Source organism: Paenibacillus sp. FSL K6-0276, from assembly GCF_037977235.1.
Classification (GTDB): Bacteria; Bacillota; Bacilli; order Paenibacillales; family Paenibacillaceae; genus Paenibacillus_AQ.
Genome location: NZ_CP150276.1, coordinates 3,822,446 through 3,843,390, shown reverse-complemented (window position 1 = coordinate 3,843,390; position 20,945 = coordinate 3,822,446). Strand labels below are relative to the sequence as shown.

Annotated in this window: 28 protein-coding genes; 21 read left to right on the top strand and 7 right to left on the bottom strand. The window is 44.5% G+C overall.

The window, feature by feature from the left end:
* Positions 1–12: 12 nt before the first annotated feature.
* From MHH52_RS18130 to MHH52_RS18115, 4 genes are all read right to left on the bottom strand, one after another.
* Entirely contained in the window at positions 13–303 is a 291-nt protein-coding gene (locus MHH52_RS18130; protein ID WP_340009723.1) for a YxcD family protein, read from the bottom strand.
* 8 nt (positions 304–311) lie between these two features.
* Positions 312–749 carry a hypothetical protein gene (locus tag MHH52_RS18125; RefSeq protein WP_340003888.1) on the bottom strand — a complete coding sequence of 146 codons (438 nt, stop codon included), beginning with the start codon at positions 747–749 and terminating at the stop codon, positions 312–314.
* A gap of 266 nt (positions 750–1,015) precedes the next feature.
* Positions 1,016–1,576: a carbonic anhydrase gene (locus MHH52_RS18120; RefSeq protein WP_313637766.1), complete on the bottom strand. Its 561-nt coding sequence runs from the start codon at positions 1,574–1,576 to the stop codon at positions 1,016–1,018.
* Between the two features lie 21 nt (positions 1,577–1,597).
* The gene (locus tag MHH52_RS18115) at positions 1,598–1,933 is read right to left on the bottom strand and encodes an iron-sulfur cluster biosynthesis family protein (RefSeq protein WP_340003887.1); all 336 of its coding nucleotides are present in this window, start codon (positions 1,931–1,933) and stop codon (positions 1,598–1,600) included.
* Between the two features lie 163 nt (positions 1,934–2,096).
* Between MHH52_RS18115 and MHH52_RS18110 the strand changes: the two genes are divergently transcribed.
* From MHH52_RS18110 to MHH52_RS18070, 9 genes are all read left to right on the top strand, one after another.
* Positions 2,097–3,614 carry a carboxypeptidase M32 gene (locus MHH52_RS18110; protein ID WP_340003886.1) on the top strand — a complete coding sequence of 506 codons (1,518 nt, stop codon included), beginning with the start codon at positions 2,097–2,099 and terminating at the stop codon, positions 3,612–3,614.
* A 56-nt stretch (positions 3,615–3,670) separates the two neighbouring features.
* Positions 3,671–4,318 carry a hemolysin III family protein gene (locus tag MHH52_RS18105; RefSeq protein ID WP_313637774.1) on the top strand — a complete coding sequence of 216 codons (648 nt, stop codon included), beginning with the start codon at positions 3,671–3,673 and terminating at the stop codon, positions 4,316–4,318.
* 149 nt (positions 4,319–4,467) lie between these two features.
* A complete protein-coding gene (ylxM, locus tag MHH52_RS18100; protein WP_036688609.1) occupies positions 4,468–4,824 on the top strand; it encodes a YlxM family DNA-binding protein in 357 nt (118 codons plus the stop codon).
* A gap of 21 nt (positions 4,825–4,845) precedes the next feature.
* Positions 4,846–6,231, top strand: a complete 1,386-nt coding sequence (ffh, locus tag MHH52_RS18095; protein WP_313637776.1) for a signal recognition particle protein — start codon at positions 4,846–4,848, stop codon at positions 6,229–6,231.
* Positions 6,232–6,278: 47 nt separating this feature from the next.
* Entirely contained in the window at positions 6,279–6,551 is a 273-nt protein-coding gene (gene rpsP / locus MHH52_RS18090) for a 30S ribosomal protein S16 (RefSeq protein ID WP_036688604.1), read from the top strand.
* 22 nt (positions 6,552–6,573) lie between these two features.
* Positions 6,574–6,804, top strand: a complete 231-nt coding sequence (locus tag MHH52_RS18085; RefSeq protein ID WP_036688600.1) for a KH domain-containing protein — start codon at positions 6,574–6,576, stop codon at positions 6,802–6,804.
* 89 nt (positions 6,805–6,893) lie between these two features.
* Complete coding sequence (rimM, locus tag MHH52_RS18080) at positions 6,894–7,418, top strand: ribosome maturation factor RimM (RefSeq protein WP_340003885.1); 525 nt, start codon at positions 6,894–6,896, stop codon at positions 7,416–7,418.
* Positions 7,418–8,200, top strand: a complete 783-nt coding sequence (gene trmD / locus MHH52_RS18075; protein WP_340009721.1) for a tRNA (guanosine(37)-N1)-methyltransferase TrmD — start codon at positions 7,418–7,420, stop codon at positions 8,198–8,200. Before rimM ends, trmD begins: the two co-directional genes overlap by 1 nt.
* A 221-nt stretch (positions 8,201–8,421) precedes the next feature.
* On the top strand, positions 8,422–8,556 hold the full coding sequence (locus MHH52_RS18070) for a hypothetical protein (protein ID WP_340003884.1): 135 nt from the start codon (positions 8,422–8,424) through the stop codon (positions 8,554–8,556).
* A 338-nt stretch (positions 8,557–8,894) separates the two neighbouring features.
* Here the strand turns inward: MHH52_RS18070 and MHH52_RS18065 are convergent, their stop codons facing one another.
* On the bottom strand, positions 8,895–9,071 hold the full coding sequence (locus MHH52_RS18065) for a hypothetical protein (protein ID WP_313637783.1): 177 nt from the start codon (positions 9,069–9,071) through the stop codon (positions 8,895–8,897).
* A gap of 207 nt (positions 9,072–9,278) precedes the next feature.
* Here MHH52_RS18065 and MHH52_RS18060 point away from each other — a divergent pair, with 207 nt between their 5' ends.
* Positions 9,279–9,506 (top strand): LSm family protein, encoded by a 228-nt coding sequence (locus MHH52_RS18060; protein WP_340003883.1) that lies wholly within the window; start codon positions 9,279–9,281, stop codon positions 9,504–9,506.
* Positions 9,507–9,562: 56 nt separating this feature from the next.
* On the opposite strand, the gene MHH52_RS18055 is transcribed toward MHH52_RS18060, so the two are convergent.
* On the bottom strand, positions 9,563–10,513 hold the full coding sequence (locus MHH52_RS18055; RefSeq protein WP_340003882.1) for a hypothetical protein: 951 nt from the start codon (positions 10,511–10,513) through the stop codon (positions 9,563–9,565).
* A gap of 415 nt (positions 10,514–10,928) precedes the next feature.
* Between MHH52_RS18055 and MHH52_RS18050 the strand changes: the two genes are divergently transcribed.
* The 11 genes from MHH52_RS18050 to MHH52_RS18000 all read left to right on the top strand — a co-directional run bounded on the left by MHH52_RS18050 (position 10,929) and on the right by MHH52_RS18000 (position 20,432).
* Positions 10,929–11,219, top strand: a complete 291-nt coding sequence (locus tag MHH52_RS18050) for a hypothetical protein (RefSeq protein ID WP_340003881.1) — start codon at positions 10,929–10,931, stop codon at positions 11,217–11,219.
* Between the two features lie 147 nt (positions 11,220–11,366).
* Positions 11,367–11,711 (top strand): 50S ribosomal protein L19, encoded by a 345-nt coding sequence (rplS, locus tag MHH52_RS18045; RefSeq protein ID WP_036688590.1) that lies wholly within the window; start codon positions 11,367–11,369, stop codon positions 11,709–11,711.
* Between the two features lie 296 nt (positions 11,712–12,007).
* Complete coding sequence (gene lepB / locus MHH52_RS18040) at positions 12,008–12,616, top strand: signal peptidase I (RefSeq protein ID WP_340003880.1); 609 nt, start codon at positions 12,008–12,010, stop codon at positions 12,614–12,616.
* 29 nt (positions 12,617–12,645) lie between these two features.
* Positions 12,646–13,506 carry a ribosome biogenesis GTPase YlqF gene (gene ylqF, locus MHH52_RS18035; RefSeq protein WP_313637795.1) on the top strand — a complete coding sequence of 287 codons (861 nt, stop codon included), beginning with the start codon at positions 12,646–12,648 and terminating at the stop codon, positions 13,504–13,506.
* A gap of 280 nt (positions 13,507–13,786) precedes the next feature.
* Complete coding sequence (locus tag MHH52_RS18030) at positions 13,787–14,398, top strand: ribonuclease HII (RefSeq protein WP_340009720.1); 612 nt, start codon at positions 13,787–13,789, stop codon at positions 14,396–14,398.
* A 168-nt stretch (positions 14,399–14,566) separates the two neighbouring features.
* Complete coding sequence (locus MHH52_RS18025; protein ID WP_340003879.1) at positions 14,567–16,726, top strand: DNA ligase; 2,160 nt, start codon at positions 14,567–14,569, stop codon at positions 16,724–16,726.
* Positions 16,723–17,025 carry an EscU/YscU/HrcU family type III secretion system export apparatus switch protein gene (locus MHH52_RS18020; protein ID WP_340003878.1) on the top strand — a complete coding sequence of 101 codons (303 nt, stop codon included), beginning with the start codon at positions 16,723–16,725 and terminating at the stop codon, positions 17,023–17,025. The genes MHH52_RS18025 and MHH52_RS18020 overlap by 4 nt, the downstream gene beginning before the upstream one ends.
* Positions 17,022–17,408 (top strand): YraN family protein, encoded by a 387-nt coding sequence (locus MHH52_RS18015; protein ID WP_313641616.1) that lies wholly within the window; start codon positions 17,022–17,024, stop codon positions 17,406–17,408. Before MHH52_RS18020 ends, MHH52_RS18015 begins: the two co-directional genes overlap by 4 nt.
* A 153-nt stretch (positions 17,409–17,561) precedes the next feature.
* The gene (locus MHH52_RS18010) at positions 17,562–17,975 is read left to right on the top strand and encodes a hypothetical protein (RefSeq protein ID WP_340003877.1); all 414 of its coding nucleotides are present in this window, start codon (positions 17,562–17,564) and stop codon (positions 17,973–17,975) included.
* Between the two features lie 33 nt (positions 17,976–18,008).
* Entirely contained in the window at positions 18,009–18,518 is a 510-nt protein-coding gene (locus MHH52_RS18005) for a phosphoesterase (protein ID WP_340003876.1), read from the top strand.
* 201 nt (positions 18,519–18,719) lie between these two features.
* Positions 18,720–20,432: a YifB family Mg chelatase-like AAA ATPase gene (locus tag MHH52_RS18000; RefSeq protein WP_340003875.1), complete on the top strand. Its 1,713-nt coding sequence runs from the start codon at positions 18,720–18,722 to the stop codon at positions 20,430–20,432.
* An 80-nt stretch (positions 20,433–20,512) separates the two neighbouring features.
* Here MHH52_RS18000 and MHH52_RS17995 read toward each other — a convergent pair whose 3' ends face one another.
* On the bottom strand, positions 20,513–20,941 hold the full coding sequence (locus MHH52_RS17995; RefSeq protein WP_340003874.1) for an organic hydroperoxide resistance protein: 429 nt from the start codon (positions 20,939–20,941) through the stop codon (positions 20,513–20,515).
* Between the last annotated feature and the right edge of the window lie 4 nt (positions 20,942–20,945).

The window sequence follows — 20,945 nt, the reverse complement described above, 5'->3', positions numbered from 1 at the left end:
GACGCTAAGCGTTTATGCTTGGTTCTGTGTAGTTACAATAGCGGTGATTTCCTCATCCAGATCTAACCTTACATCTTCGCGATATGCGCGAATGCTATATTCGCTAAGCATGTAACGTAGGATCGCCTCGATCATGTTGGACTCAACTAGATATTGACTTCGTCCCTGTACCCAAACCTCAGCAGAGTATCCGGTGTCTTCTTCCCAGCTCAGTTCTACCTGAACATCTTCAGGGCGAACCGCTTTACGTTCAGCCATGTGTAGACAAAGGGCATTGATGATCTCATCCATACTTAGAACCATTGTTGACATTAGTAACGCCCACCCTGATCTTCTAAGCGACGACGTTCTTTTCTACGACGGAAGAAGGACATCACGAGCATTACGAGTACATAGATGGCAAGCATATTAATGGCGAAGCCTAGAATGTTACCGAAGGCACCCATACCGGCGAACATTCCGCCGAACAGTAAGCCAGCCAAACCACCAATCATCATACCTTTCATTAAGCCGCCACCGCTGAAGAAACCTCGTTTCGTATTTGCAGTAGACCCTGCTGTGGATTTATTAGTGCTATCGCTTTTCCTTACATTATCGGTTGTTGATTTTTTTGGAGTTGTTGAGTAGCTACGTGTGCCGGATTTAAATCCGCCACCACCTCGCTTCGCATCCACAAAGTTCGGGGTAGCTACGGCGAAAAATAGAGTAAAGGCCATTACAATCATCATTACGCGTTTCATTGGTTTCATTTAGTACGAAAACCCTCCTGTGAGTATGAATTTGTGTGCATGTCCAGTAATACGCAGCAAGTCCCACGAGGTTTCAATTTTTATCTAAAATATAAGAAAGTATATGCTGTGCAACTATATTATCCTTATATTTCTCACTTAAACACTTACCGTCCTTATAAGGACGCTGAAGGCGTTTATGCTTGTCATAATTTATACTTTTTTATCACAAAAGAAGCGTGGATCAAGGATCCACGCCATCAGCAGTTAGAAGGTTGTTACTTAAATCATTTATACCCGTCAGCGACTAGCTCAAGCGCTCCAGTAGCTGGATCGATGATCATGCCATGAACAGGTATATTAGGAGGAAGCAATGGATGACGTTTTATCAGATCCACCGTTTGAATTACCCCATGTTCTACGTTGTCAAACCCGCGTAGCCATTTGGTAAGCTTAATCCCGGAGTTCTCCAAGGTATTAAGCACCTCTTCGGACACTCCGCGTTCTTTAATGGAATTGATCATATGTTCTGCGTTGAGGGAAGCCATACCGCATTCATAGTGCCCAACAACGATAACTTCCTCAGCATCAAGTTCATATAACGCAACCATGACACTACGCATAACACTACCAAAGGGCTGAGAAATAACCGCTCCGGCATTTTTGATGATTTTGACATCACCGTTCTTAAAGTTCATAGCTTTTGGTAATAGTTCAACCAGACGGGTATCCATACAGGTGATAATCAACATTTTTTTATCTGGATAGCGACTTGTTAAATAAGCTTCGTAATCTTTATTTTCAACAAAACTTTTATTAAAGTTAATAATATCGGAAACATGGCTCATAGCTGTTCTTCCTCCCTAAAATCACTGAATTGTACTTACATTACGCATATCTCTTACCAGGATGTTGTTGCCGTAAATCTGTGAATCACTGTCTAACTTAAAGGAAGAGAAACTTTCCTCGGCATCGAGTCGCATCTTGTTTTCATAAAAAATTTCCTGCTGGCGGCTTACGATAAAGGGGAGGGAATCACTTTCAATCATAGAATCGCCGTCCTCCACTTCCGAAACAATTAGTAACACATTAATCCCGTCACACCCGCAGCCTTCCGTATCATAAAAGAGCTTGAAAAATCCTGGCTGATTTTCAAGCCTTTCCTTCAACTTCCTTTCTGCGAGAGGTGTAACTTGAATCATCATAGCCTGTTCACGCTCCTTCAAATTTTGTGCGAAGCAAGTCCTGTTTCTTATGTAACCCGTTGAATAATTTAAATTAGAGATGTAATCTCTGAAGTTGATTATACTCATTCAAAAAAGTATCATCAAGAGGAGTCAGCAAAACAGAGAAAGCAGGTGTAATAAAATGGAACAGCAAGTAAAGGAACAGTGGGAGAAATTTAGCGAGTTATTATCAAAAATAAGTGGATATTCAGAGGCCATAGAATTACTTCACTGGGATTTACGCACCGGTGCGCCGCGTAAGGGAGTAGAGGTTCGTTCGGGTACGATAGGGATGCTAAGTGGAGAACTGTTCAGACTCGGAATTTCGGAGGAGATGGGAGATTTTACAGCATTTTTTACCCGTCCTGAAGTGATTACCCAGCTATCACATGATCAGAAGAAGATCGTTACCGATTGCCGTAAAGAATATGAGCGCAGCAAGAGCATCCCTTCCAAAAGATTTGAAGAGTACGCTGTCCTGTCCGCACATTCCCAAACCATCTGGGAAGAAGCCAAGGAGAATAATGATTTTGCCACTTTTGAGCCTTACTTAAGCAAGATAGTTGCTATGAAACAAGAGTTTATTGATTATTGGGGTGTAAAAGGGACTCGATACGATACGCTTCTTGATATGTATGAGCCTGATCTTACTGTAGAAAAAGTGGATGAAGTATTCAGCCGCCTGCGTAGCCGCTTGGTTCCATTGGTAGAGGCTATTGCTGCTTCACCTAATAAGCCGGACACAAGTTTCTTACAGCAGATCTTCCCAAAAGAGCAGCAGGAAAAGTTCGGTAACTTTATTCTAGAGCAAATGGGCTACGATTTTGACGCAGGCCGTCTAGATGAGAGTGTGCATCCTTTTGCTACGGGATTGAATCCAGGCGACGTTCGAATTACGACTGCTTATCTGCTTGATAATGTGACTAGTGCCATATTCAGTTCACTGCATGAAGGTGGACATGCGCTTTATGAACAAAATATCAGCAAGGATTTTGTTGGAACACCATTGGCACAGGGAGCGTCGATGGGGATTCATGAATCTCAGTCGAGACTATGGGAGAACATGATCGGACGTAGTCGTGCTTTCTGGCAACGTTATTACGGTGATCTTCAACAGCAATTCCCTGAGCAGTTTGCAAATGTGGAGTTGGAAGATTTCTACCGGGCGATCAACAGCGTGGAAAACTCTTTTATTCGTATCGAAGCAGATGAGCTTACATACAATCTGCACATTATAGTGCGTTATGAGATCGAGAAGCTTATTTTTAATGGAGGACTTTCTGTAGATGATCTGCCTCAGGTTTGGAATGCTAAATATCAAGAGTATTTGGGTATTACTCCGCCTACTAACGCTCTTGGTGTGTTGCAGGATGTCCATTGGTCCGGTGGGGATTTCGGATATTTTGCTTCCTACTCCTTAGGTAATATGTACGCTGCACAAATTCTGAATACACTTCGCAAGGAGCTGCCGGAGTTTGATGAGTTAATTGCTGCAGGGAACCTACTTCCTATTAAAGAATGGTTAACTGATAAGATCTATCGTTTCGGAAATAGCTTGACCCCTTCCCAAATCATTGAACAAGTAACTGGCGAACCACTAAGCCCAGATTATTTAGCTGATTATTTAGAAGAGAAGTATACGGAGATTTACAAGCTGTAATCAAGTAGGGTACGCGTGGTATAATAGAAAGAAAGCTTAGACGGAAGGATATGGATATGGCAAATACTCACACCTACAGCCGGAGAGAAGAAGTCGCGAATGCGATTACGCACGGGATTGGAACGGTATTAAGCGTGGCTGCACTTGTGCTGCTTGTTGTTTTTGCAAGTCTGAAAGGAACGACATGGCATGTGGTCAGCTTCTCCATCTATGGAACGACAATGCTGCTTCTGTATCTTAATTCAACACTAGTGCATAGTCTCAAAGAGGGTAAGGCGAAGGATTTGTTCGAATTTTTCGATCATTCCGCTATTTATCTGTTTATTGCAGGCACATATACACCCTTTTTGTTAGTAGCTATTCGGGGTACACTTGGATGGAGTTTATTCGGCGTTATTTGGGGAATCGCAGTGTTTGGCGTTTTCTTCAAGGCATTTTTTGTTAAAAAGTTTCTGTTCATGTCCACCATATTCTACATCGCCATGGGGTGGCTGATTGTAATCGCCTGGAATCCTCTTTCGGCTGTTGTAGCGGACGGTGGTATGATCCTGCTGATGGCTGGTGGGGTGCTCTATACATTAGGTACGGTTTTTTATGTGTGGAGAGGGTTTCCGTACCATCATGCGATTTGGCATATATTTGTCCTTGCAGGTAGTGTTACACACTTCTTCGCCGTATTGATTTATGTACTGCCGATCCAATAATTTCAAGCGCATTTTCTTTGGGAATATGGGATTTTCAATAAAGAAAGAGATGACAAGTAAAAATGCTTGACATCTCTCTTTCTTTTAGGTATCATAAGGGACGTTGTGAAGGTGTAAAGTGTTTTTCCTTGACGAAGGGAGTGCCCTTAATGAGTCAGGAGAATAGGCTCGAGAAAACGAATCGTATCAATTTGCTTTTTGCCTTCTATGAACGACTGCTTACAGATAAGCAGCAAACGTTTCTTAAATATTATTTTCACGATGATTTTTCCTTGGGAGAAATCGCCGCTGAATTTGAAATCAGCCGCCAAGCCGTTTATGAACATATTAAACGGGCGGAGCAAGTCTTAGAAAATTATGAAGAAAAACTTGGTTTATTAGTGAAGCATGAGAGTCGTACCAAATATTTAGAAGAACTGCGCAGACTGCCGGAGAATGGGATGCTGCCTGAGCAATATAAACTTCGGTTCGCGGAGATCGTGGATCGCTTGCAGAGGTTAGAGTAGCATGAAGGGAGAAATCTGCATATGGCGTTTGAAGGTTTAACCGGAAGATTGCAGAATGTGTTCAGCAAGCTGCGCGGTAAAGGTAAAGTATCCGAAGATGACGTAAACGAAGCTATGCGCGAAGTACGGCTGGCCCTTCTGGAAGCCGACGTTAACTTCAAGGTAGTTAAAGAATTCGTAGCTAAGGTGAAAGAAAAGTCTATTGGCAAAGAAGTCATGGACAGCTTTACTCCTGGTATGGTCATTATCGACATCGTTAACAAGGAACTAACCGAGCTGATGGGCGGAAGCCAAGCGAAGCTGGCGAAGTCGAACAAGCCACCGACCATTATTATGATGGCGGGTCTACAAGGGGCGGGTAAGACAACCACTTCGGGTAAGCTGGCCAAGCTGTTACAGAAGGGTAATCATCGTCCATTGCTCGTTGCGGGAGATATTTATCGCCCGGCTGCGATCAAACAGCTTCAGGTGCTGGGGGAACAGATTAAAGTTCCAGTGTTCACGCTAGGTGATCAGACTAGTCCGGTAGAGATTGCCAGACAAGCTGTACAACATGCGAAGGATAACGGACTTGATTATGTAATTATAGATACTGCAGGCCGCCTGCATATTGATGAAGAACTGATGGAAGAACTGAAGCAGATTCGGGGCGTTGTAAATCCTGACGAAGTACTTCTTGTTGTAGATGCAATGACCGGGCAAGACGCCGTAAACGTAGCCGAGAGCTTTAATAAGCAGCTTGAGCTTACGGGGGTTGTATTGACGAAGCTCGACGGCGATAGCCGTGGTGGTGCTGCACTGTCTGTCAAAGCTGTTACTGGTTGCCCGATCAAATTCGCTGCGTTAGGTGAGAAGATCGACGCACTGGAGCCGTTCCATCCGGAACGAATGGCATCGCGGATTCTAGGCATGGGCGACATGCTGTCGCTGATTGAAAAAGCCCAGGCGAACATTGACACTGACAAAGCTAAGGAAATGGAACGTAAGATGCGTAATGCAGAATTTACGTTTGATGATTTCCTTGAGCAGATGGATCAGGTGAAGAAGCTTGGCCCGATTGATCAAATTCTTGATATGCTGCCTGGCATGAACAAAGCTAAGGGCATTAAGGACTTGAAGGTTGACGACAAGCAAATGGGCCGCGTTGAAGCCATAGTTCATTCTATGACTAAGTCGGAGAAGCAACAGCCTGAGATCATCAACCATAACCGTCGCAAGCGTATTGCTACCGGTAGTGGAACCTCGGTCGCTGAGGTTAACCGCCTCATCAAGCAATTTGATGAGATGCGTAAGATGATGAAGCAATTCTCCGGTATGATGGGCGGAGGAGGCAAGGCCTCCAAGAAGAACGCCATGAAGCAGCTTAAAGGCCTTGGTGGAAAAGGGATGAAGTTCCCTTTTAAATGATCTAGGTGCTCTAATATATCGAAACTATTATAAGGAGGTGATTTTTCGTGGCAGTACGTATTCGTCTGAAAAGAATGGGAGCGCATAAAGCGCCTTTCTATCGTGTAGTGGTTTCCGATTCCCGGTCCCCTCGTGACGGTCGTTTTATCGAGGAAATCGGTTATTATAATCCGATTGAACAACCGGCAGTAGTTAAGATCGATGAGGAAAAAGCTCTTAAATGGCTTCAAACAGGTGCGCAAGCATCTGATACCGTCCGCAACTTGCTTTCCAAAGCAGGCGTGATGAAGAAGTTTCATGAGCTTAAGCAACAGAAATAATGACTGATTGCGAGGGTCCTCTATGGAAGAATTAGTTGGAGTAATTGCTAAGGCTTTAGTGGATCATCCGGAAGATGTGACGGTACGAGCGGTGGAGAAGGAACACCTAATTGTCTATGAACTGTCCGTACATCCTGATGATGTAGGGAAGGTCATTGGCAAGCAAGGAAGGATCGCTAAGGCGCTCCGTACAGTAGTCACATCTGCAGCAGTCAAGAGCGATAAACGCGTAACTGTAGATATTTTATCTTAAATGATGCGTACAATGAGGGGCTAGGGATAGTATATCCCGGCTCCTTTTTGTTCAAATATATAGATGAAGCTTGTAAAGGAGAGGGTTATATGACAGAAGAATTAACCGTAGGCAGACTTGTGAATACACATGGTATTCGCGGGGAGGTTAAAGTATTATCCCATACCGATTTCCCTGATGTTCGTTTTGCTGCAGGTAAGAAGCTGCTGGTTATCCCCGCAGATGGCAGTTCTAAATTCGAAGTAACTGTAGATTCCGCTCGTGAGCACAAGGGTATGTTCATCGTTAAGCTCAAGGGGTATACGAACATCAATGAAGTGGAAAAGTATAAAGGTAGTCTCCTGAAGGTTCCAAGCAATGATTTGGTTGATCTGCCTGAGAACGAATACTACTTCCACCAAATCGTTGGTTGTGAGGTATACACGGATGAAGAGGGAAGCCAGCCGCTTGGTACCATTACGGAGATCCTACAGCCAGGTGCGAATGACGTGTGGGTTGTTAAGCCTGCAAAAGGACAAGACATCCTTATTCCTGTAATCAATGATGTAGTGCTGAATGTGGACATTGAGGCCAAACGAATTACTGTTCATTTGATGGAAGGGCTATTGCCATGATGAGAATTGATGTGCTTACGCTGTTTCCAGAAATGTGCGAAGGCGTATTTAGCACAAGTATTCTTGGCAAAGCTCGTGAAAAAGGAATCGTATCCTTAAATGCTGTGAACTTCCGTGATTTCTCGGGAAATAAGCACAATAGTGTAGATGATACACCGTATGGCGGCGGTGGGGGCATGGTACTCAAGCCTGATCCGATTTTTGCTGCAGTAGAGCATGTACTCGGTATTACACCAATTAAGGATGACAACGATAGTTCAGATAAAGCCGTATCTGTTAAGCCGCGTATAATCCTTATGTGCCCGCAAGGAAAAACCTACAATCAGAAGATTGCAGAGGAGCTGGCACAGGAACAGCATCTGATCTTCATATGTGGGCACTATGAGGGATATGATGAGCGCATTCGTGAGCATCTGGTAACAGATGAATTGTCAATCGGAGATTACGTATTAACTGGCGGAGAGTTGCCTGCGTTGACGGTTATAGATTCCGTAGTTCGGCTGCAGCCGGGAGCACTTGGAAATGAAACATCTGCGATATCCGACTCCTTCAGTACAGGGTTGCTGGAATATCCACACTACACACGGCCTGCTGAGTTTCGCGGCTGGAAGGTACCGGATATTTTGCTGAGTGGTCATCATGCTAACATCGACATATGGCGGAGGGAGCAGGCGCTGTTGCGCACGTTGGAACGTAGATCGGACCTGCTTGAGACTGCAGAACTTACGTTGAAAGACAAGAAGACACTGGAACGTCTAAGAAATGCAGACAACCCGGAGTGATAATTTAATGAAACAGGTATATCTGACGTCTTTTTAACGTATCTTACGTTAAGGAGGCGTTTTTGTTATGCATACTTGAGAACAAATAAATCAAAAGTTTTCAAATTAAAATGAGCATATGTGCGTTGAAAGCTTCTTTTTAGGGTAATGAATAGAGGTGCCGCACTAATATATGCAGCTTATGATACAGCAAGCTTAACTATTGAAGGGAATGAACTGAAGTGACTACGAAAACGCGTGAAGAATTCAAGCCTAACGTGGACACCATCCACAAGGAAGCGGAGCCGCTCCGCACCGTGAATGATATTATCGATTTTTATACAAATCGCAATTCCCATTCGCCATTTAAAGAGTGAACATATAAGACTGAACATATAAGACTGAACGTTAGGTATTGATCATTAGGCTGAATAAAACCATTAGATCCAGTGAATTTTCGATTCGCTGTCGCTAATGGTTTTATTCTTTTTTAAGAAGAGAAATGGCTCGCATAAGTAATATTCCCACTCTAAAAGCATATATTGTACAAGCTAAAGTATATGTCGGGGTATAGCGCAGCCAGGTAGCGTGCGCCACTGGGGTGGGCGAGATCCGGTTACTCCGATTAAACTGTAAATAACCACTTTTCAATGAGATCTAGGATCTCAGCGAAAAGTGGTTATTTTTTGACTATAAGAGTTCGTGGAGGCACATGTTATTCTTTGCGTAAGATTTTGTGTACTCCTGTAAGGAGTGAGTACAGCGCAACACATACGAGAACAGTAACAGCCCATGCATAGTTGCGAACGGTGTAAGTAAGCGAAGCTAAAATAACGAAAATGGTGATACGCAGTACGCCTTCCTTAATAAACTGTCTTCTTTCTACATTCATGAGATTGGCCTCCTCGAATGGATGGGATATTACGAACTGCAAACCGAAGATAGGTCTTTCATTATTTATAGCCTTGAGGAATACGAAAGATACAAAGATCGAAAAAAAGTAAATATTGACCCAAAGTCCGACCTATGTAAGTTCGCCGTTACCGACCTATACTCCTACACATAGAGTATATCATTACGAACAAGGAGGAGTACACTAGTGGAAGCTTATTATAACTGTTTGCGTTGTAAAAATAAAAGGGTGCGGATTCTGACTAGAGATGGTAGACAGTACGAAGGCGTTATTACAGATGTAGACAGAAACAATGTTTACTTAAGAACTGACAATGGTTCTGTGCATACTTCTGCTTTTTGGGGAAATCCTTTTGCCTCAAATCAGATATTAACTTTGAGTTTATTCACCCTGCTGGCTATTGCATTAATCTAATCATTAGGAATCAAAAACAGACCGCCCGGTTATCCGGACGGTCTATTTATTGCTGATTACTGTACTGTAATTGCACCTATATCCGAGCTTAGGGACAACAATGGTCCCCCACCATTAATATCGGTTTTTCCACCTTCTAATCCTTTGATCTGCCCAAGGTCACTTTCGGCTTCCACGCTACATTTCAGGCCATCGGCTAGTACCGCACTGAGGCTACCAACATTCGTTTTGGCTTTTAGACTGCTGTCATCCTTCATCACCGCTATATCCATGCGAATGCTACCAGTATTGGACTCTACAGTGGATTTGCCAGAGAGTTTAGCTCCTTCAATATTAATCGCTCCAACGTTGCTGACGATATGATAAATCCCTTCTAGATTCCGAAGACGAATTTGACCGACGTTATTTGTAATTTTATATTTATCTATGCTGGCGGGGATCTCTATATTATAGCTTATGCTAAAATCTGAATAACCATATTTGTCTTGAGCCCATGTCCATAAATCCTTCTTAGGACTTGATTTGGAATGCGTGGACACCTTTAAGGTATCTCTACTAACCTCTATTGAAACTTCAGCATCATCCATAATCTTTTGACGGTCAGATTTATGGAGAGAGCTGTTGTGGGATAAGATTGTCGCACTTACATGGATTTGATCTCCTGAAATAGATGTAACCTCTATTTCTCCGACAGCATTTTCTATGTTGAGTACGGATGCTGAACCGATCTCTTGTGATACTGAAAGTTCTTTGCTAATGCTATCTGCTTTAACTTCGTCAACCACCTTAGTAGCTGTTTCCTCAACGGCTTGCTGCACAATTGCAGATGCTTTGCCTATCTCTTGCTTGACAACTTCACCAATATTCTGCTGCGCATCTTCAGAAATACTCTTCTCTACCTCATTTTTTGCAGACTGTCTACCTGGTAATTCAGTGCATCCAGCCAGAAGTACAATGGACAATACGGCTACTGCTGCCAATACACTATTATTATTTCTTTTCCTCATTGAACGAACTCCTCCTCATATATGGGTGTATGTGATCTTACCTATGTGACTTCGTTATGTACTTCTGTAAGTATATCTTATGGATTTTTTCTGTAAAAACGGCTGAAGGCGGGTTATTGTACTGGACCAAAGACTAGGTCTCAAAAGTGTCCACTACACTTCGATTTTTAATTGTGCTAAAATAAATTAAAGATGACTCGCTGACGAAATACGGGTATGGATACATACTAAAAAGGGCGTAGAAGCTCTCATATAGAACCTTCAGCAACTACTGGAAATCACTTTTGATGGATAGAAGTACAGAGGTGTGCTAAGGCTACTTTGTATACAGATATAGACCGTTACCTCACTTGCAGAACAGGGCGGTCTTTTTAATTTCTTTCTTTAATAAATCCTGAAGGGTGGAGGGAGCCAAATGAAATATGTAGCCATTTTGCTTGCCTTAGTAGTTTTGGCGGTCGTATATTTTTTAGTCTGGAAACGGAAAATAAACACCACAAGCGATCATTTACGCACCACAAGTAGTAACGTAATCTCAATGGACAGTCATCGTAAAGCCAAACAGAGTCCAGGGGAGCAGCCTTGCTCTTCTTGTAAGAAGAAGAATGGAAAGCTAATCTTCTATGCACAAGACAATGGAACTGTAGTTGGTCTGTGTAAGGATTGCCAGTCGAAGGCGAAAAAAAGAGATATGCTGCCGCTTTAAATAGAAAAAATAATTTGTATTAGCCCGTCCTTTATGGTATTATTAACTCTGTTGTGTGGAATACGGTGGTCCGCTGCGGATAATGAGGGAGAGCAAAGTTCTCTCCGGAAGAGGCAAGAACACCTGTACGGAAGGAGGAAGTCCTTAATGAATATCCTACAAGCTATTACGCAAGAGCAACTTCGCAAAGATATCCCGAGTTTTCGCCCGGGTGACACTTTGAAGGTGCATGTAAAAGTTATCGAGGGAACTCGTGAGCGTATCCAGTTGTTCGAAGGCGTTGTAATCAAACGTCGTGGCGGTGGAATCAGTGAGACTTTTACGGTTCGTAAAATTTCTTACGGTGTTGGTGTGGAAAGAACATTTCCAATCAACTCGCCTAAACTCGAGAAAATCGAAGTGGCTCGTCGTGGTAAAGTTCGTCGTGCTAAACTTTATTACCTTCGTGAACTACGTGGTAAAGCAGCGAGAATTAAAGAAATTCGTCGCTAGAATAGTGACAAAGGAAAGGGGCTTGAGTTCAAGCCCCTTTCGTTTTATTATTTTTTGAAAATATAAGAAAGCATAAGTTTCACGTTATACATTATTCTTATATTTCTCGCATAAACGCTTACCGTCCTTAAAGGACGCTGAGGGCGTTTTAGCTTGGTATACAATGCGTGCGACATATACGCTTGGGGATCAGCTTCTCCGAAAAGGCCTCCTGAAGGAGTATCTGTGGAGGGGTTTTTGGCAGGAGTTTTTTTGTGTTGTATAGTAAGAGTAGTAATAAGAGAGGACGGTGAACTATGCAGCAGGAACAAAGTGAAACTTTGGAATCAAGCGCGCAGAACCCACGTAAACCCAAAAACGAAGTGTTGGAATGGATAAAGGCCATTGCAATTGCTTTAGTGTTGGTATTTCTGATTCGCTGGCTTTTGTTCAAGCCGTTTATTGTAGACGGACCTTCCATGCAGCCTAACTTCCATACTGGAGAACGTGTTATTGTAAATGAGATCTTGTACGATATTAGATCTCCACAGAGGGGCGAGGTTATAGTATTCCACGTGCCATCTGAGGGTAGAGATTTTATTAAACGTGTAATTGGTGTGGCTGGAGATACTGTAAAAGTAGAAGGGGATGTAGTTACAGTTAACGGGGAAGTTGTTAATGAGACATATATCCAAGATGCAATTGATGCAAAGCATAGTATCAACGCTTTGTATAATAATAAAGATTTCCCTAATGAAGAATTCCCGGATGGTACTGTACCTGAAGGTCATGTGTTCGTCATGGGAGATAATCGCTCTGATAGTACAGACAGCCGAATGATCGGTTATGTTCCTCTGGGGGATATTGTAGGCCGTGCAGATTTAATCTTCTGGCCGTTAAAGGATATTACACTGATTAACCATTAAGTTGACAGAAGTCAAAGGAGGTGACGGCAATGGCCATTCAATGGTTTCCTGGTCATATGACGAAGGCTAGGCGGCAAATCGAGGATAAGCTGAAGCTGATTGATGTTGTAATAGAATTGCTCGATTCCCGTCTGCCGCTTTCCAGCCGCAATCCGATGATTGACGATATTTTGCGGGACAAGCCAAGATTGATTATTTTGAACAAGGCGGATCTGGCAGATCCGGAAATTACACGGAAGTGGCTGGCGTATTTCAAGGGACAAGGGCATGTTGCTTATCCTGTTGATGCATCTACTGGAACGGGTGTTAAGGATATTCCAGAGCAGGTCAAACTGCTGCTAAAAGAAAAGATTGACCGGCAGATCGCAAGGGGAATGAATCCGCGAGCTATGCGTGCATTGATCGTCGGTATTCCTAACGTCGGCAAATCAACGCTCATTAACCGGATGGCTGGTAAGAGTATCGCTGCTACTGGTGACCGCCCAGGGGTTACTAAGGGTCAACAGTGGATTAAGACAGGCGGTAATCTGGAGCTTTTGGATACCCCGGGTATTCTGTGGCCGAAGTTTGAGGACCAAGAAGTAGGTTATAAACTAGCGGTAACGGGTGCAATAAAGGAAGAAATCCTGAACATTGAGGACATCGCCTTTTACGCAGTGAAGTATTTGGTGAAGGACTACGGATCCAGATTTCAAGAACGCTTTGGTATTGAGAAGCTTCCTGAAGATTTGGAGAATCCAGATGAGATCATAGCTGTTATGGAAGCCGTGGGTCGTAAGCGCGGTTGTCTGATTAGCGGTGGACGTGTAGATCTGGAAAAAGCTTCGCGGGCCTTGTTACATGAGCTACGGGCAGGTAAGCTTGGACGCTTTACGCTGGAAACGCCTTAAGTGGCGTGAATTCTGCGTTAAATGACTAGGTATGAAAGAGCCATCCGAAATTTCGGAGGCTCTTTTTTATGTGTCAGAAAGGATATATTTGGGGCCCCCACAAAGTACCTGAGTACGCATCGAAGCTAAGCCCCACTTTGTGGGGATATTTTATGGGGAATGGATCAAATTGGAACGTCTATTTTAAGATGACCATGTAAGCTTTACTGTGATAAGCTGACTTATATAGATCATAGAATAATTCATAATTGGCGGTGACAAAATAGTGAGTTCGTTAGATATGTTGGCCTATGAAAAAGAAGGCTGGGAACAGTCTTATCGCCGAATAGCAGGCGTAGATGAAGTGGGTAGAGGTTGCTTGTTTGGGGACGTCGTCGCAGCAGCGGTGATTTTGCCGGAGGGGCTTATTATTGATGGTGTAAATGATTCGAAAAAGCTTACAGCTAAAAAGAGAGATGCTTTATACGAGATTATAATGGAGCAAGCGCTGGCGGTAGGTGTGGGGTATGTGGATTCTAATGTCATTGATGAAATTAATATCAAGCAAGCTTCACGCCTGGCCATGAAAAAAGCGGTGGAGATTCTGGAACACATTCCTGACTATATGCTAATAGATGCTGAAAAGGTAGACCTCCCATTGCCACAAAGGGCAATAATTAAAGGGGATGCTAATAGTCAGTCCATTGCAGCAGCTTCGATTATTGCTAAAGTAACTCGAGACAGACTATGTGAAGGCCTATGGGAGGAATTATATCCTGATTATGGGATTGCGATACATAAAGGTTATGCGACCAAACTTCACCGGGAACAAATCACGGCTCTAGGTCCAACACCTATGCATCGACGCAGTTTTATTGGGAAGATCCTCGCAGAGCAGCAAACGTTATTCTAGAAATATAAGAACGTATATGTTATACGCTATACATTATCCTTATATTTTGCGAGAAACGGTTGTCATCCATATAGGACGACAAAGTCGTTTCTTCTTATAGCATGCTTAAAAAAGTGAAATGAATACCGATATAGTAAGAAAAGAGAAAATAGAGGGAGGAGAAACGGTATGAATATCGGAACATTGATCCGTGGATTGCTTGGAGATCATAAACCAGGCGCGGCCAAGTCTTTAGAGTTGAAAGAAGGGCAAGTTGTACGTGGTGTTGTTCTCTCTGTATCGGATTCAGGAAAAGAAGCGGTAGTGCAAATTCAAGGTACACCTGTTCGCGCGGAATTAGAAACTCCGCTACTGCCAGGAGAAACAATGAACTTGCAAGTTGGACCACCCGGAGAAGGCGGATTACCCGTATTGAAGCCGGTCTCCCTCAGTGAAACGGCGTTAGTCACTCCGCAAAGCATGGGCGAGGCATTGGAGTCGCTTGGGCTTGCCGATTCCAAAGCAGGTCGAGAAATCGTACTAGCGATGCAATCAGGAGGCGTTCCGCTGACCAAAGAGACAGCTGCTTTGCTGGATGCGGTAATGAGTGCTAAGCCGGCAGGTGTTCCTACTTCTGAGTGGCTTGACGCGGCTGTCATTTCTGTAAAGCGGGGACTACCCGTTACAGTCGAGAGTGTGAAAGGATTGCAGCAGGCCGTATTTGGGCCGCAACTGCATCAGCTTTTGTCAGCACTAGAAGATCAGATTACGATATGGGTAGGGCAAATCGCTAGTGAAGAAATAACAACTGCGGAACCTAAATCCGGAATGGGTACCAGTACTGGAAAGCTCGAACCTTCTGTAACTGCAGGCTCAATAAGTGGGATTAATGTGGGAGCTGTAGAGGGTGGCGATGCAGAGGTGGATGCTGTGCTGCTGGCAGCTAAAGGAAATGGACAAGCTGTAAGTAAAGCCGCTGAAGGCACTGTCGCAAGCGGAAGTACTACTCTTTCGGGCGGGACAGCTGAAAGTGCTTCTGGCCTTCCGACTACTATGAAACCGGATGAACAGGGTGCAGCAGTTAAGGTGACTCTTAACATAACTTCTGATAATGAAACGGGAATTGTAACTGGCAATCCAGTGGTGCTTGATGAGGCAGGTGAAGGTGCGCAGATCTCGAAGAGTGGGATTGTTTCGGAGCCTACTGCGGCGGGCAAAACAACTCCTACTATGACCTCCGGAGCTCTAAATAGTGCTTTAAGCGCTCAAATTGATGGTGCAGCGAGTAATCTTATCGGTTCCGATGAAGTTGAGATTCAGGGTAATGCCATGAATCTGAATAAGGATGGAGCATTAGGTAGCGCTGTAAATGCAGATAAGAATCAGGCAATAAATATAGATAAGAGCGTGGGTGTGACTGGTGGCGCGAGTGTGAGCGCCGAGGGACCTGCTGCTGGTGCAGCGCCTCAGGCAGCTACACCTAGCGGAGCCGCCCTGCTTGCGAAGCTACAGGGCGTGCTCACCGAGCTGCGCGGTTCCCTGCCGCAGCTCGCAATGGTCCCGCCCGCTGACGCGGCGGGAGCAAGCCCTGCCCCCGCGGCTGCTACGGCTTCGCTGATGCAGCCGGACACCGCCCCACCCGCGGACGCGGAGTCGTGGGTGGGGCGGGTGTTGAAGCTGCTCGGTGCGGAGCACGAGCAGCAGGCGGTGCGCGGCGGCGTTGTAGCCGCCGCTGAGACGGCCCGCGCGGCGGCGGGTACGGCCGCGCTTGGCAGTGCAGGTGTCGGCGGCGAACAAGCCACCGACACCCTGAAGGGCGTGCTGCTGCAGATCATGAGCAGCAGCGAGGTGCCGCCCGCGGTAAAAGAAGCCGCGAGCGGACTAGTGCAGCAGCTGACAGGACAACAACTGCTGCTTAATACAGATCGAACAGCTCCTTTCGCGCAAGTTACTTTGTTCTTGCCACTGCAAGGTCCGGATGGGCAGGAGACAGCGTCAGTTCATATTCAATCGCGTCGGGGCCGCAAGGGTGAATTGGATGCTGCCAATTGCAGGCTCTGGTTTGATCTGGATATGAAGCAAATCGGCCAGACACTGGTAGATGTGCAGGTTGTAGATCGAATTGTTAGTCTTAAGTTACATAATGATCATCCTTGGGTGCTTGAGCTGCTGGAACAGCGGCGTGAAGATATTAAAGCTGCAGTAGAGTCTATTGGTTATCAGCTGTCGGGTTTAAGAACTGAACCATTGCCAGAACTGAATCTTTCTACAGAGCTTGCCGGTACCCATGCTAGTAAGCTTGTTGATTATGTTCCCGATGCCTACAAAGGAGTGGATTACCGTATATGAATGAGCCTGTACAACCCATTTCACAAGGGCTCAAAAAAGCGGTTGCCCTCAAATATAGTCCAGGGCAAAGCGAAGCTCCTGTCGTTGTTGCCAAAGGACAAGGGGCGATAGCGGATCTGATTCTGCAAAAGGCCAAAGAAAGCGGGGTTGCTGTTCAGGAGGACGCAGCCCTCGTAGAGGTTCTTTCAAAGATCGATCTAGATCAACAGATCCCTTCTGAACTCTATCAGCTAGTGGCAGAAATCCTAAGCTTTGTGTATCAGAGCGACCGTTCCGCCGGTGAACGGAGACCGGAATGAAAGAGCCATACACAAAGGAGCGCTACAACCGCAAACAGAAGGGAACCGCTGCTGAAGAAGGAGCTGTGCAATACCTATCTACTTGTGGGTACATGATCTTGGAACGGAATTGGCGTTGTCGAACTGGAGAGCTTGATATCATTGCCGAGAATGAAGGCTGTATTATTTTTATTGAAGTTCGCAGTCGTAGTGGAGAGCTGTTTCAGGGGACTCCGGAGGAATCGGTGAATGCCCGAAAAATACATCAAGTGCGAAATACAGCACAGGTTTATATGCATATGAAAGGTTATGATGATCGAAGAGTTTCTTTTGACGTAATCAGCATTTTGCTGAATGATGATTTAAGCATAGCTTCTCTGGGGCATATACGTGAGGCTTTTTAAGCAGCACCCCATATTCTCACTCCATTCATTATGGGCACTAGCTTTCTTGTGAAAAAAGTCTTTACATAGTCTCCGCACAGTGGGTCATTTCTCAAAAGAAATGGGTAAACATTAGAGTAACTTTTTAATGTCATCATGAGGAGGGCTGTCTAAGTGAAGAATAAGCCTATTGATATGCAGGTTAGTTTTGCTTGCCAATATTGCCAGCAGAAGATTGAAGTGAAATTTACCGCAGAGCCTATATCAGTTGTCTGTTGCGCTAATTGCAATAAGACCTTCACGGTGATGCGGCCCACTATAGCTGAAGAAATATTAATAGATTGGAAAAATGAGGCGCTATTTCAAAAAATCCGAGCTGAAAAGTCACAAAACTGCAAAAACAGCCTCTTGGCGCTTGTTATTAAAGTCATAGAGCTTCTTACATGGCGTGATAGAGGGAATGGACAGGTGGAAGCGATCAAAGAGATGCGTGGCTGGCTCATTGAGAATGAAGAGGCTCCCCCTCTAGCTGAACTGATCCAGAGCGATGTTAATAAACGAACGCGTAAGCGGCGTGACTGGAGATAATAATACAAATTATGATCAGAAAGAAGGGTGAACATGGCTAACGTTTTTTTTACATCCGACCATCATTTTGGACATAAGTTGATTATTGATTTTGAATCCAGGCCCTTTATAGATGTGGAGCAAATGAATGAAGCCATGATTGAGAATTGGAATTCGGTAGTGAGTCCGGACGATAAAGTGTTTCATTTGGGTGACTTTTCGTTTCTTAACAAGGAAGCAACACATGCTATTGTGGAGAGGCTGCATGGATATAAGATACTAATTCTCGGAAATCATGATCGTGGCCGCAGTCGGGGGTGGTGGCTTGAAACAGGTTTTGACGAGGTTAGTGAATATCCACTTATTTATAAGGATTTCTTTTTCCTCTCCCATGAGCCGATGTATATGAATAAACATATGCCTTACGTAAACGTGCATGGTCATATCCATGGACAAAAATATGAAGGAAACAATTATTTTAACATTTGTGTGGAGCACTGGAACTATAAACCTTTGACCTTTGAACAGATTAGGGATTCAGTTGTAGTCAGTGAAGAGGGTTGAAATAGGTCTATAGTACTAGTTATGCGTATTTATGCAGTATGGTTTTTCTTTATAAAGATAGAATAATTGTTGATTGCGATAAGATTCTCTTAATATAATGAGATATAGAAGCTAAATTATTGCCAGAAAATAAGGAAGCACCTTTTTTCTTGAAGTTTTGACACCCAAACAGGGGTGTATTTCAGGAGATGAGGTGTTTTTATGTATGGAAAAATGCATAGTGCGTGTTTGTATGGAATTGAAGGGGTGATGATTGGTGTTGAAATTGATCTTGCGAATGGATTGCCTCAGACGAATATCATTGGCCTACCGGATTCAGCGATTCGTGAGGCAGTAGAACGAGTAAGAGCTGCCGTTAAAAATTGCGGATACCGCTATCCGCAGCAGCGCATTACGATAAATCTAGCACCAGCCGACTTACGAAAAGAAGGCTCTGCCTTTGATCTTGCGATTGCTCTTGGGATACTGATAACTAGTGGTCAACTGATTATGCCCTCTGCCAATGAGGTGCTCTTCATTGGAGAGCTTGCGCTGGATGGCAGTCTGCGGCCAGTATCGGGAGTGCTTCCAATGGTGGAAGCAGCGCGAAAGAATGGATTTAAGGCTGTACTGCTTCCGGAAGGCAATGCAGCTGAGGCAGCTTTGATCAGTGGCATAAATGTATACGCAATCGATCATTTGCGCGCATTACCGAATTCGGGAGAACCACAGTCCAATACAGCTTTGGGTATAAAAGAGGAAGGTGAAAAGATGCTACAGGAAGGGGGAGTTTCTGCTGAAGTACCTTCTTTATCATCACTTCCTTTTCCTGTATCTGTAAGCAGGGGGATGGATGCAAATGAACGACCTCCGGTTCTCGCGCTTTCTTTGGAACATCTTAAATATACCCCAGTTTACAGTACTTCTGAGGCATCCTCATTCGTTTTGAACGAGATGTTGGATGATTACAGTGACGTGTTGGGTCAACAACATGTAAAAAGAGCCTTAACCATTGCGGCAGCGGGCATGCATAATATCTTGCTCATCGGACCGCCCGGTACAGGTAAGACGATGCTGATTAAGCGCCTCCCGAGCATCCTTCCACAGTTGTCAGAGAGTGAGGCGCTTGACGTAACCAAAATTTTTAGTGCAGCAGGAAATTTAAAAGATGCTCATAACGGCTTGCTGCGAAGCCGTCCTTTTCGCTCCCCACATCATACGATATCGGCCGCAGGACTTATTGGAGGTGGAGGAATTCCAAAACCGGGCGAAGTTAGTCTTGCTCATCGAGGCATTCTCTTTCTAGATGAGTTACCCGAGTTCTCTCGGAATGTGCTCGAAGTGTTGCGCCAGCCACTCGAAGATGGGGTTGTTACCATAAGCCGCGCACGGGCATCCTTTACTTATCCTGCCAAGTTCATGCTCGCGGGTTCGATGAATCCATGTAGTTGCGGTTTTTTTTCAAGCGGTATTTCCCAGCAAAATTGTACTTGTAGTCCTGCTAGAATTGCACAATACCGAGCTAAGATATCAGGACCCTTATTGGACCGTATCGATTTACAGGTGGAGGTTCCTCGCCCAAAAGAATGGGATCGACAGGGACATGTTCTATCCTCGGCAGAAATGCGCATGAAGGTAATGGCGGCACAGGCGATACAAGACAAACGCTATAAATGCTTACCGATTTCTTGGAATAGTGAACTTTCCGGTGCTTCTCTCCGGCGATATGCAAGTCTCAGCAGGGAGGGTTCTCAATTGTTGCATGATATTCTGGAAAATTTAGGTCTAAGCATGCGAGCGCATGATCGAATTATTAAGCTATCCCGTACGATAGCTGATCTGGAGGGTGCACAGGATATTACTACCGCCCATCTTGCGGAGGCTGTGCAGTACCGTATTTTAGACCGACAGGCGATGGTAGAGGAATTATCATAATAAACGACCAGCAGCAAGTCTCGTAATAACAGAGACTTGCTGCTGGTTTAGTTTCTTAATCGTATTTTGTTATTTCTCCCTTACAATACATTCAATTCTACGGCGATATTGCCACGGGTTGCGCGGGAGTATGGGCAAGCTCCATGAGCAGCTTCTACTAAAGAGGTTGCGGTTTCTCTGTCGACTCCTTTAACCAGCACATCAAGCTTAACCGCAATGCCAAAACCTCCATCTTCAACTTTACCGAAGCTGACTGTAGCCGTTACTTCGCTGCCTTCAATTTTCACTTTTCCGATTCGAGCAACCATGTTTAGAGCGCTATCGAAGCATGCGGAATATCCGGCTGCAAATAATTGTTCTGGATTTGTGCCTTCGCCACCGGCGCCTCCCATTTCACGTGGTGTGCTGATTGTAAGGCTGAGCTTAGGACTTTCTGATTCGATATAACCGTTTCTTCCACCTACGGCTTTAACAGTGGTTTCATACATTTTTTGCTGGATGGTCATCATATTT

What these genes read in the sequence shown, in the direction of transcription:
- MHH52_RS18065 (WP_313637783.1), bottom strand. Translation starts at nt 9,071, where the DNA reads ATGAATGTAGAAAGAAGACAGTTTATTAAGGAAGGCGTACTGCGTATC.
- MHH52_RS18005 (WP_340003876.1), top strand. Translation starts at nt 18,009, where the DNA reads ATGGCTAACGTTTTTTTTACATCCGACCATCATTTTGGACATAAGTTG.
- MHH52_RS18085 (WP_036688600.1), top strand. Translation starts at nt 6,574, where the DNA reads ATGGAAGAATTAGTTGGAGTAATTGCTAAGGCTTTAGTGGATCATCCG.
- rimM (WP_340003885.1), top strand. Translation starts at nt 6,894, where the DNA reads ATGACAGAAGAATTAACCGTAGGCAGACTTGTGAATACACATGGTATT.
- MHH52_RS18110 (WP_340003886.1), top strand. Translation starts at nt 2,097, where the DNA reads ATGGAACAGCAAGTAAAGGAACAGTGGGAGAAATTTAGCGAGTTATTA.
- MHH52_RS18000 (WP_340003875.1), top strand. Translation starts at nt 18,720, where the DNA reads ATGTATGGAAAAATGCATAGTGCGTGTTTGTATGGAATTGAAGGGGTG.
- MHH52_RS18015 (WP_313641616.1), top strand. Translation starts at nt 17,022, where the DNA reads ATGAAAGAGCCATACACAAAGGAGCGCTACAACCGCAAACAGAAGGGA.
- MHH52_RS18125 (WP_340003888.1), bottom strand. Translation starts at nt 749, where the DNA reads ATGAAACCAATGAAACGCGTAATGATGATTGTAATGGCCTTTACTCTA.
- MHH52_RS18025 (WP_340003879.1), top strand. Translation starts at nt 14,567, where the DNA reads ATGAATATCGGAACATTGATCCGTGGATTGCTTGGAGATCATAAACCA.
- MHH52_RS18050 (WP_340003881.1), top strand. Translation starts at nt 10,929, where the DNA reads ATGAAATATGTAGCCATTTTGCTTGCCTTAGTAGTTTTGGCGGTCGTA.
- ffh (WP_313637776.1), top strand. Translation starts at nt 4,846, where the DNA reads ATGGCGTTTGAAGGTTTAACCGGAAGATTGCAGAATGTGTTCAGCAAG.
- MHH52_RS18120 (WP_313637766.1), bottom strand. Translation starts at nt 1,576, where the DNA reads ATGAGCCATGTTTCCGATATTATTAACTTTAATAAAAGTTTTGTTGAA.
- MHH52_RS18105 (WP_313637774.1), top strand. Translation starts at nt 3,671, where the DNA reads ATGGCAAATACTCACACCTACAGCCGGAGAGAAGAAGTCGCGAATGCG.
- MHH52_RS18115 (WP_340003887.1), bottom strand. Translation starts at nt 1,933, where the DNA reads ATGATGATTCAAGTTACACCTCTCGCAGAAAGGAAGTTGAAGGAAAGG.
- MHH52_RS18030 (WP_340009720.1), top strand. Translation starts at nt 13,787, where the DNA reads ATGTTGGCCTATGAAAAAGAAGGCTGGGAACAGTCTTATCGCCGAATA.
- ylxM (WP_036688609.1), top strand. Translation starts at nt 4,468, where the DNA reads ATGAGTCAGGAGAATAGGCTCGAGAAAACGAATCGTATCAATTTGCTT.
- MHH52_RS18055 (WP_340003882.1), bottom strand. Translation starts at nt 10,513, where the DNA reads ATGAGGAAAAGAAATAATAATAGTGTATTGGCAGCAGTAGCCGTATTG.
- lepB (WP_340003880.1), top strand. Translation starts at nt 12,008, where the DNA reads ATGCAGCAGGAACAAAGTGAAACTTTGGAATCAAGCGCGCAGAACCCA.
- MHH52_RS18130 (WP_340009723.1), bottom strand. Translation starts at nt 303, where the DNA reads ATGGTTCTAAGTATGGATGAGATCATCAATGCCCTTTGTCTACACATG.
- MHH52_RS17995 (WP_340003874.1), bottom strand. Translation starts at nt 20,941, where the DNA reads ATGATGACCATCCAGCAAAAAATGTATGAAACCACTGTTAAAGCCGTA.
- rplS (WP_036688590.1), top strand. Translation starts at nt 11,367, where the DNA reads ATGAATATCCTACAAGCTATTACGCAAGAGCAACTTCGCAAAGATATC.
- MHH52_RS18020 (WP_340003878.1), top strand. Translation starts at nt 16,723, where the DNA reads ATGAATGAGCCTGTACAACCCATTTCACAAGGGCTCAAAAAAGCGGTT.
- trmD (WP_340009721.1), top strand. Translation starts at nt 7,418, where the DNA reads ATGAGAATTGATGTGCTTACGCTGTTTCCAGAAATGTGCGAAGGCGTA.
- ylqF (WP_313637795.1), top strand. Translation starts at nt 12,646, where the DNA reads ATGGCCATTCAATGGTTTCCTGGTCATATGACGAAGGCTAGGCGGCAA.